Annotated in this window: 6 protein-coding genes; 5 read left to right on the top strand and 1 reads right to left on the bottom strand. The window is 36.0% G+C overall.

Annotated features, from left to right (window positions below; genetic code table 11):
* The first annotated feature begins 77 nt into the window (after positions 1-77).
* Positions 78-1,601 carry an ATP-binding cassette domain-containing protein gene (locus RQ907_RS05725; RefSeq protein ID WP_311492421.1) on the top strand — a complete coding sequence of 508 codons (1,524 nt, stop codon included), beginning with the start codon at positions 78-80 and terminating at the stop codon, positions 1,599-1,601.
* Between the two features lie 117 nt (positions 1,602-1,718).
* Here the strand turns inward: RQ907_RS05725 and RQ907_RS05720 are convergent, their stop codons facing one another.
* Complete coding sequence (locus RQ907_RS05720) at positions 1,719-2,672, bottom strand: hypothetical protein (protein ID WP_311492420.1); 954 nt, start codon at positions 2,670-2,672, stop codon at positions 1,719-1,721.
* 234 nt (positions 2,673-2,906) lie between these two features.
* Between RQ907_RS05720 and RQ907_RS05715 the strand changes: the two genes are divergently transcribed.
* The 4 genes from RQ907_RS05715 to RQ907_RS05700 form a co-directional block, all read left to right on the top strand.
* Positions 2,907-4,808, top strand: a complete 1,902-nt coding sequence (locus RQ907_RS05715) for a peptidoglycan amidohydrolase family protein (RefSeq protein WP_311492419.1) — start codon at positions 2,907-2,909, stop codon at positions 4,806-4,808.
* Between the two features lie 167 nt (positions 4,809-4,975).
* Positions 4,976-5,905 carry a DMT family transporter gene (locus tag RQ907_RS05710; protein ID WP_311492418.1) on the top strand — a complete coding sequence of 310 codons (930 nt, stop codon included), beginning with the start codon at positions 4,976-4,978 and terminating at the stop codon, positions 5,903-5,905.
* A 399-nt stretch (positions 5,906-6,304) separates the two neighbouring features.
* Positions 6,305-8,518 (top strand): ABC transporter substrate-binding protein, encoded by a 2,214-nt coding sequence (locus tag RQ907_RS05705; protein ID WP_311492417.1) that lies wholly within the window; start codon positions 6,305-6,307, stop codon positions 8,516-8,518.
* A gap of 349 nt (positions 8,519-8,867) precedes the next feature.
* A partial coding sequence (locus tag RQ907_RS05700) for an ABC transporter substrate-binding protein (protein ID WP_311492416.1) occupies positions 8,868-10,209 on the top strand: 1,342 nt, incomplete at its 3' end.

The raw sequence follows: 10,209 nt of genomic DNA, 5'->3' as shown, positions 1-10,209 counted from the left end.
GGTCTGTTCACTTGGGACGGACTTTTTTTGTGGAAAATATTATTATTCATAAGTGGCATATCGTCCTAGGAGGATATATGTTACAGATAAAGAACTTAGACATAACTTTGATTAAAGATGATAGGAAATTATTAGAAAATTTCAACCTAGCCTTAAATCCAGGCGATAAGGTAGGTCTCATTGGTGAAGAGGGTAATGGCAAGTCGATTCTTTTAAAGACTATAGTTGATAGGGGAGAAGTTGAAACTTATGCTCAAATAAGGGGAGAAATCCACAAAAAAGGCGAGATAATAGCCTATCTTCCCCAAAGCCTTGATGAAAAATTCTTGGCAATGACAGTTCACGACTATATGGACCAAGTCCTTGACCCAAGCCTTATAGATTATAATAAATTTTACAAGTATTTGGATGATTTTGGTCTGGATGAAGATTTGATTTTTGGAGACATAAAATTATCGGATTTGTCAGGCGGGGAAAGAGTTAAAATCCTTCTTTTGTTTGAACTTTTAAAAGATCCGACTTTATTTTTATTTGATGAACCGACCAATGACTTGGATTATGAATCGGTTAAAATTATTACCGATCTTATGAAAAAAATGGAAATCTCTTTGATTTTTGTTTCCCATGACCCAGCTCTCTTGAGGGAAGTGGCAAATAGGCTTGTTCACCTGGAGCAAGTTCACAGGCGCCAAGTCCCAAGACATACTGTATTTAACGGTGGCTATGAGTCATATATAAAAGAAAGGGAAAATCAGATAAGGATACAAAATGCAAGGGCAAGCAAAGAAAGAGAAGAATTTGATAAGAAGGAAGAAAGGTACAGAAGGGTCTACAATTCTGTAAAATACGCCATAAATACGACAAAAAATGATGCTGAGGGCAAAAATCTCAAGGACAAGATGGCTTCTGTAAAATCTTTGGAAAAAAGACTTCAAAAGGAAAAGGAAAAGCTCACTCCAAGACCTGATTTTGAGGATGCGATTGGAATATTTTTTGATGATAATATCGAGATTCCAAGAGCCAAAGTAGTTTTAGATTTTAAAATGAATGAGCTAAGGGTTGGAGGAAAAAATCTTTCTAAAAATATTGAGATACAAGTTAGAGGACCTCAAAAAATTTGTATAGTAGGTAAAAATGGTGCGGGTAAGACTAGTCTTTTAAAAAAGATTTATAAAAGCTTAAAAAATTCTGATTTGAAAATAGGATATATGCCCCAAGATTATTTTGAATATTTAGAAGATAAGGAAACTCCTATTTCCTACCTTGTAAAGCAAGATAGTAAGGAAGAAAAAATAAGGGTTTCAAATCTTCTTGGCAGCTTAAATTTTTCAAGGGAAGAAATGGAAAGAAGCCTTAAAAGCTTATCAGGCGGTCAAAAAGCCAAAGTGTTTTTTGCAAAAATGAATGTGGAAGGGGATCAAGCCCTAATCCTCGACGAACCAACAAGAAACCTATCTCCCCTTTCCCAACCAGAGATTATAGAAAGTCTCAAAGCCTATAAAGGAGCGATAATTGCTGTTTCCCACGATAGGGATTTTATAGATCAAGTTTTTGACCAGGTCTACAAGCTTGATTATAATGGTCTTAGAAAAATAAAATAAAAATTATAGGAAATCTAGGCAAAGTTATTGTTTGCAAATCTTTATAATTTAGAAAAAAGATTATTAATAGATCTAGATGCGAAAAAGACGGGAAATTCCCGTCTTTTTGTGCTTATTTTAGTTTTTTCCTGTATAAAGGGTTGAGGCTCCCGGGTAGAGTTTGCCTAGTTCGTCAAAGACTAATCCTATATCGCCGAAGCCTGTTTCTTCTAGGCGTTTTTGAGCCCTGGTGTTGGCTAGGTCTATGTCTTTGTTTGGAATCTTGTCTACGATTTCTTTTTTGAATTCATAGTGGTTAACCATGGCATCTTTTAAGGCTTCGTAGTCTCTTTCGTTTGAACCGAATTTGATTAGGTTCTTGTAGTCTTCAGGCTTTGCTGCACCTGTTTCTTCGCCTTTATTTTCGCTTTCGTTTTCGTCTGTAGATCCTGTTAGGATTTTAGTTGCCATTTTTACGTAGTCGTCATATAAGGCTAGGGGATCTTTTTCGTAGGCTTCGTGGAAGGCGTCTTCTATTTCTTTGTCGGTGAAGGCCCAAACCTTGTCGTAGCTTACTCCATTTTCTACCATGAGTTTTCTTTCCCATTCGAATTTATCTCCGATTAGATCAGCTGGGGATTTTTTCCAATAGTATTTGCTTTCTACTGATTTTAATGGGAATTTTAGGGATTTGTCTGGGTGATCGTAGGCGAGTTCTTGGAAGAAGAAGTCTTTTACATCCCAATATCCAGTTCTTTGGCTCATTTTTTCACATTTTTTGTAGAGTTTTACCAAGTCTTCATCGTCTAGTTTTCTGGCGAGTGATGGGTCAAATTCTCCAACATTTATCATGAGTTTTTTGAGGTTGTCACCGGTGATGGCGAATTTTGAGTCTTTGCCTTCCTCATCTTGGCTTTCTTCTTCTTTTTTGTCTTCATCTACTTTTTCGTTTTCTTTTTCTAGGTCCACCTTGCCGTCTAGGGCTTTGGCTATGGTTTCTTCAGAAACTTTTGATTCTGGTAGGGAGGCGTCCTTGCATCCTGTTATTACAAAGCCTAGGGCGAGGGCTAGGATTAGTGATTTGCTGTTCATATTTCCGTCCTTTTTATTTGCTTATTGTAAGTTTATATATCTAATCATACCATTTTTGCTTAAGTATATAAAGTTTTAGTCAAAGTGGGGGTGATTTTTTAAAAAAAATTAAATTTTCACATAATTGTAACCTTTTTGTTGCAATTTCCCTTAAAATATTATATAATAGGTATAGATTTTATAATTGAGAACGAATGCCTGTAATTAAATTGTAATAAAGAGAGGGAAAAGACAATGAAAAAAATTAATAAAACTGTCCTGCTCGCCTCGACATTATTTATAACTTCTGCTATCAATTTAACAGATAAAGCTTATGCTAATGAGGATGAAAAATTATTTGTCAAAGAGAGTGTGGATAGTATCAAGGACAATAGCCAAGAGCTTATAGATAATAGCCAGCAAACACCAGATGTTAGTAATGAAATAGAAAGTAAATCATATACAAATTTAGACGACCTTGGGGCAAAGCCAGAAGAAGATTCTAGCACAACTAGTCCTGAAGTTTCAAATGATACACCTGAGCAATCCAATGAAACTGAGGATGATTCTAAGATGGGAATTTCTGAAACAAAGCCTGAGGAAAACACAATAAATCCTGATCTTAATAAGAGAATCCCTGGTGTTATCTATTATGATACCCAAAACCTAGATGAGGCTTTAAAAGAGGATAAGTCATCACCTAGAGAAGTCAGAGAGCTTTATACTAAACAAAGCAAGATTTCAGAAGAAAATTACTACGCTCAAAACGGCGGTGGTTATTTTGTTAAAAAGAATAACAGGGTCAAATATTATAGGAATAATAGGTTAGTTAGAAATACTAATATCAAGGTTAATGATAGAATTTATAGGGCTGATAAGGCCGGTAATATTTCTATACCTAAAAATAAATGGTTAAATATCGGCAAGGATATTTATTATAATAATGCAAAAGGAAATATCCTTAGGGGTATAAATCAAATTGGCAAAAACATGTTTTATTTCTCTCAAGATGGTGTTCTAGAAAGAAATAAAAAGCTAATTACCCAAGGTTCTTATTACGAAGTAGACAATGCTGGTAGGATGAAAATTGTTGCCAACAAGTGGGTCAATGTTAATAGAAATATCTATAGGACTCTTGATGATGGTAGGATTGCCAAGGGCGTAACCAAGATTGGCGATAAGGACTATATGTTCGATAAGGATGGAAAACTTCAAACAAATAAGAGAATGATTGTCTCTAATAAATATTATGAAGTTGGTCCGATAGGAGTTGTTACAAATCCAAAAAATCAATGGTTTACCCTAGAAGGTCAAACTTATAGGACAAGGGAAGATGGATCAGTTGCCAGGGGAGCAGTTGATATTAACGGCAACACCTATGTATTCAATTATGAAACTGGGGCAATGATTGTCGGCAGACCTTCCATTACCAATGGTTTATATTACCAAATAGATGATAAGGGTATAGCTACCCTAGTAAAAGACGAATGGGTAACCTTCGAAGGAAAGACTTTCCACACCACAAGTGCAGGTTATGTACAAAAAGGTGTTTGGGAAATCAATGGCAACCTATATTGCTTTGACGGCAATGGTCTTGTTTTAAATTCTACCTACATGCAAAAGGGTATAGAATACAAGACTAACGAAAAGGGAATTGCAAAAATTTCTGGCTACAAGGTAGCAGGTGATAAAAATATCGACTATGTTATGGAATGGATGTTTGATGCCAAAAATAGCGGTATGACCTATAACATGGGCTCTGCAAGGGGAACAGAAAAATCAGCTGACTGCTCTTCAGCAGTATTTAGGTCCCTAATATACGGTGGATTCCTAAAATCAGATGCCTACATAGGCAACACTGAGACCCTATTTTCTATGGGTGCTAAGGGAGAAATAATGTATGAAATAAGCCCAGGAGAGATTGACTACGGTGACATATTTGTAGCAGGTGTTCCAGGCAAGTCGCTCGGTGAGGGTGGCCATACAGGCTTTATATTAAATAAAAATCAAGATACAATTATCCACATGAACTACGCAGGAAATGGCGTTACAGTCACACCTAGGGTAGGCAATATGGGAGATAAGTCAGGCAAACCAATTAGATATTACAGGTTAGTTGGTGCTAAGTCTAACAGAATATTTGTAGATAAAAAATAATAAAACAAACTAGGTAGGATTTTCACAAGCCACCTAGTTTTTTTGTTGGGAATTTTCTAAAAATACTTTTTTCTTACTTTGGATGGGTTAATAAAATAGCCAAAAATTACACATCAAGTATAATACGGGTGTAAAAAAATATAAGGGGGATTTTGAACAAATAAGTTATGGAAGAAAATAATAAAAATAGATTTTTGGGCAAGTTAATGTTATTGATAGTAGCAATACTATGGGGTTCTTCTCTAACGGTAGTAAAGCTTGCCCAAGATACTTTTAGACCAAACATGATCCTTGCCATTAGGTTTACTATTTCAGCCTTAATCCTAGGTCTGATTTTTTGGAAAAAACTAAAAACTATGACCAAACACGACATCAAAAACGGTCTTCTTATAGGGGTCTTTTTGTTTATGGCATATTCTATCCAAACAATTGGCGTAGGCTACACAGACCCAGGCAGGTCAGCTTTTTTATCAGCGTCTTATTGCGTAATCGTACCATTTTTGGCATGGTTTGCCCTTAAGAAAAGACCGGATAGGTTTAATATCATAGCTGCAGCCTTCACAATCGGAGGCATATATTTTGTATCCATGGCAGGTGGAAATGGGACTAGTGTCTTCGACCAAGGAAAAGAAGCCATCCTAGGCGATGGACTTGCCTTATTAGCAGGATTTTTGTTTGCAGCTCATATAGTTGCTGTTACAAAATTATCCGAGGGCAAGGACCCAATCCTTATGACCATCTTACAATTTACAATGGCAGCAATCTTATCAATAGTAGTGACAGTGGTATTTGAAGATAATTCTGCCATAGTTTTAAGCAAAAAAGCTGTATTAGGAGTAGGATATCTCGCTATAATGTGCACAACTGTTGCCCTTCTACTACAAAATATAGGTCAAAAATTTGCGACAGCATCCTCAGCAGCATTAATATTATCAACTGAATCAATCTTTGGAATCCTAATACCAGTTATGATGGGTATAGAGTCTTTGAATTTAAATAAAATTATAGGTTTTGTTTTGATATTCATAGCCATAGTGATTTCAGAAACCAAACTAAACTTTTTGGGACTTGGCCCAAATGGCAAAAGCGAAAAATAGGAAAAAAGCCAAGGCAAAATTAAATTTTTTACAAAATCTCGGTCAAAGCCGAGATTTTTTCGTGGGATTCTTTATGTAAATCTTTGTGAATATCTTAACTTATAAAGATAAGAAAAATCATTTGATGAATAATATACTAACAGAAGAATAAAACCAAACTGCTATATAAAAAAATAGACAAAGCTTTTCTTCGTTACTATAAAGAGCTTTATCAAGATAGAGTATTATCAAAACTGAAAGAAGATACAATATTTTTTAACATACTCCCAGATAAAATGGCAAGCGAATGAATAATTATAAAAATGAATAAAAATAAATACAGAAATAGACTTGACAAAACTGCGTTATCATAATAAAATTATAAACTATAAAAGCTAAACAAAATTTTAGGGGGAAAAAATGAAAATGAAAAGAATTTTCTCGACTATGATGGCCCTTGGCCTAGCAGCAACCCTTGTTGCTTGTGGTGGAGAAGAAGCTAAAAAAGACGACGCTGCTGATAAGAAAGAAGATCAAGCAGCAGATAAAGCAGACGATAAAGCAGACGATAAAAAAGAAGATTCCAAAGAAGGTCAAGACCTTTCAGATGATGATAAAAAAGCCTTAGATTCCTTCGAAAAACAAACTTCAGATGATACCCTTGTAATTGGTACATCTGAAATGAGTGGAGACTTCTATCCTGGTTGGTCTAACAACTCTTACGATGTTAAGGTTAGAAAACTAATCGGTATCTATGGCAATAACTCATATGATACTCTTGTTCAAGATGAGGGTGGCCAATGGCAGTTCAACTCTGCTTGCCTAGAAAAAGAGCCAGAAACAGTTAAGAATGCTGATGGATCAGAAACAACTACTTTCACACTCAAAAAAGATTTGAAATGGTCAGATGGTTCACCAGTAACCTCTGATAACTACCTATTTAGTGCACTTTTCCATTCTTATCCTTCTTACCAATTGGTAACAGGATCAACTAATATAGGTTCAAACTCACTAAAGGGTTATGAAGCTTACAAGAATGGTGACAAGGATGTATTTGAAGGTCTACAAAAAGTTGACGATCAAACCTTCAAGGTAACTGTAGATGCTTCCTTCCTACCATACTTTGAGGAAGAAAGTCTAAAGGTAATAAGCCCATTCCCAACCCAAGCTATTTCTGAAAACCTAGCTGTAGCACCAGAAGGAAACAAGATTATAGCTAAAGATGGCTACAAACCAACAGATGCAGAAAAACAAGAATACGTTAAAAACATCGACGCTCAAATAGCTAAATCAAAAGAAGACTTTGATGAAAACAATCCAGCACCAAAAGAAGATGCAAAAGATGAAGAAAAGAAAGCTTATGATGAAGCTAAAAAAGCTCAAGAAGCAAAAGTAGCTGAACTTGAAGGCCGTAAGAAAGGCGATGTTGATGCAACAAGCATGCTAATAGAAGAAGCTATGCAAAAAGAATTCAACGAATATAGGACAGCACCAAAGATTTCTGCAGGTCCTTACAAGTTTGATTCATTTGAAAACAACATGGCAAAACTAAGCCTAAACGAATATTACCAAGGCAACTTCAAAGGCGATAAGGCTACAATTCCACACGTAATCGTACAAACAGTTAACAGCAAAATCGCAATCAACCTACTAGAAAATGGCGACATCGATATTTGGGATTCTGAAGCAGAAGGTGCCCTAATCGATCAAATGAGAGCTGCAGCAGACGAAGGAAAAATCGGTGGCTACAACACATTTGAAAGAAATGGTTATGGTAACGTAACATTCCTAACAGACAGAGGAGCTACTAAATTTAAAGAAGTTAGACAAGCTATCGCTCACTTAATGGATAGAAACTCTTTCGTACAATCATTCGCAGGTGGATATGGTGTTGTAACAAACGGTATGTATGGTACAAGCCAATGGATGTACAAAGAAAGAGGAGCTGACCTAGAAGCAAGCCCAGAATTCAACAAATACACCCTAAACCTAGACGAAGCAAATAAATTGCTAGACAAAACACCATACAAATTCGAAAAAGATGGTAAAACTCCATGGGATAAGAAAAAAGCAGACGAAGCATACGCTAAAAATGCAGATGGCTTTGACTACTACAGATATGATGAAAATGGAAAGAAACTCCAAGTTAACCAATACGGTTCTGATGAATCTCCAATCACAACCCTAATCTCAAACCAAGTACCAGCTAACGCTAAACAAGTAGGTATGGAATACAACGTAACAGCAGGATCCTTTGCAACCCTCCTTGACCTATACTACTATCCAAAGGATGATGCTGAATATACTGCATTCAACATGGGCTTAGGATTTGAATCACCATACGATCCATGGTACCAATACTCATCTAAGGGTCCAGATAACCACACAAAGACAAACGACCCTAAGGCAGATGAAATCACAGAAAAACTACGTAGAACCGATCCTAAAGATAAGGAAGGCTACCTAGATACTTGGGAAGAATTCCAAAAATGGTACAACGACTACCTACCAGAAATTCCTCTATACTCTAACCAATACCACACAGGTTACTCTAAGAGGGTTAAAGGCTTTGACGTAAACACACCAGTTTGGGAATCACATGACCAAATCAACGCTATAAGAATAGAGAAATAAATACCCTAACAAAATTAAGTACACAACGAAGCAAGGATTTATCCTTGCTTTTGTTGTGGGAAAAATTTGTATATTATGCAAGCGAATTCATTATAAAAACTTTTTGAAATTAGGTTTGCCTAAATAATTTGTAAAAACCCTCCATTATATTTTGGATTCGAAAGGAATATAAGATGATTTGAAAAAAATTGCAAAGAAAAGCTTGAAAATGATTGAAAAATTGGTGAGATATTAGAATATTTATGCAAAAAACTGAAAAGTCAAATGCTCACAAACTTGACAAATTCAGTTTATTAAGATAAAATACTATACTATAAAAAGTTACTTAATTTTTAGGGGGAAAAAACTTATGAAAATGAAAAGAGTGTTTTCATCACTTATGGCCCTTGGCCTAGCGACAACTTTAGTTGCTTGTGGTGGAGATAAGGCAAAAGATGCCGAAGAAAAAAAAGACGACAAGGCAGCAGAAGCACCAGCTGATAATAAAGAAGCACCAGCTGATGGCGATCAAGCAAAAGATGACAAGACAGAACTTGACTCTTTTGACAAACAAACTGCTGATGACACCCTAGTAATCGGTGCTGTTCAAGAGTTTAACGGCGACTTTTTACAAGGTTGGACAAACAACTCTATGGACGTTAAAGCTAGAAGATTTATGGGTATTGAAGGTAACAACGGATACGGTACAGTTGTTCAAGATGAAGGTGGTCAATGGGTTAACAACATGACTGTTCTTAAAGAAGAACCAAAAACAGTTAAGAATGCTGATGGATCTGAAACAACAACTTACAAGATTAAAGAAGATCTTAAGTATTCAGATGGTTCACCAATCAAGGCTGATGATTACCTATTCGGTTCACTTCTTCACACCTATCCATCATACCAATTAGTAACAGGTTCAACATCAATCGGTGATGACCCACTACTTGGATATGAAGCATACAAGAGTGGTAACAAAGACACATTTGATGGTCTTAAAAAGATTGATGATTACACATTCAGCGTAACAGTTGACGCATCATTCCTACCATACTATGAAGAGGCAGCTCTTAGAGCCTACGGTCCATACCCAATCCATGCTGTATCTGACAACCTAACTGTATCTAAAGAAGGTAACAAGATAGTAGCTAAAGATGGTTACAAACCAACAGAAGAAGAAAAACAAGAATATATCAAAAATATCGATGCTCAAATAGCTAAATCAAAAGAAGACTTTGAAGAAAACAACCCAGCACCAAAAGCTGATGCAAATGAAGAAGAAAAGAAAGCTTACGAAGAAGCTAAAAAAGCTCACGATGAAGATATAGCTAAACTCGAACAAAGAAAAACAGGCAATGTTGACCCAACCAGCATGCTTATCGAAGATGCTATGCAAAGAGAATTCAACGAATACAGAGTAGCACCAAAGATTTCTGCAGGTCCATACAAGTTTGACTCATTCGGAAACAACATGGTTAAACTAAGCATCAACGAAAACTATGCAGGTAACTTCAAAGGTGAAAAACCAACCATCCCACACGTAATTCTTCAATACGTTAACAAAAAAATCGCAATCGACCTACTAGAAAATGGCGACATCGATATTTGGGAAGCTGAAGGTGAAGGCCCAATCATAGATCAAATGAGAGCTGCAGCTGACGAAGGAAAAATCGGTGGCTACAACACATTTGAAAGAAATGGTTATGGTAACG

Origin of the sequence: uncultured Anaerococcus sp., assembly GCF_963510575.1 — a bacterium.
Taxonomy (GTDB): domain Bacteria; phylum Bacillota; class Clostridia; order Tissierellales; family Peptoniphilaceae; genus Anaerococcus.
The sequence above is the reverse complement of the archived record's forward strand: the minus strand, read 5'-3'. Positions and strand labels throughout refer to the sequence as shown.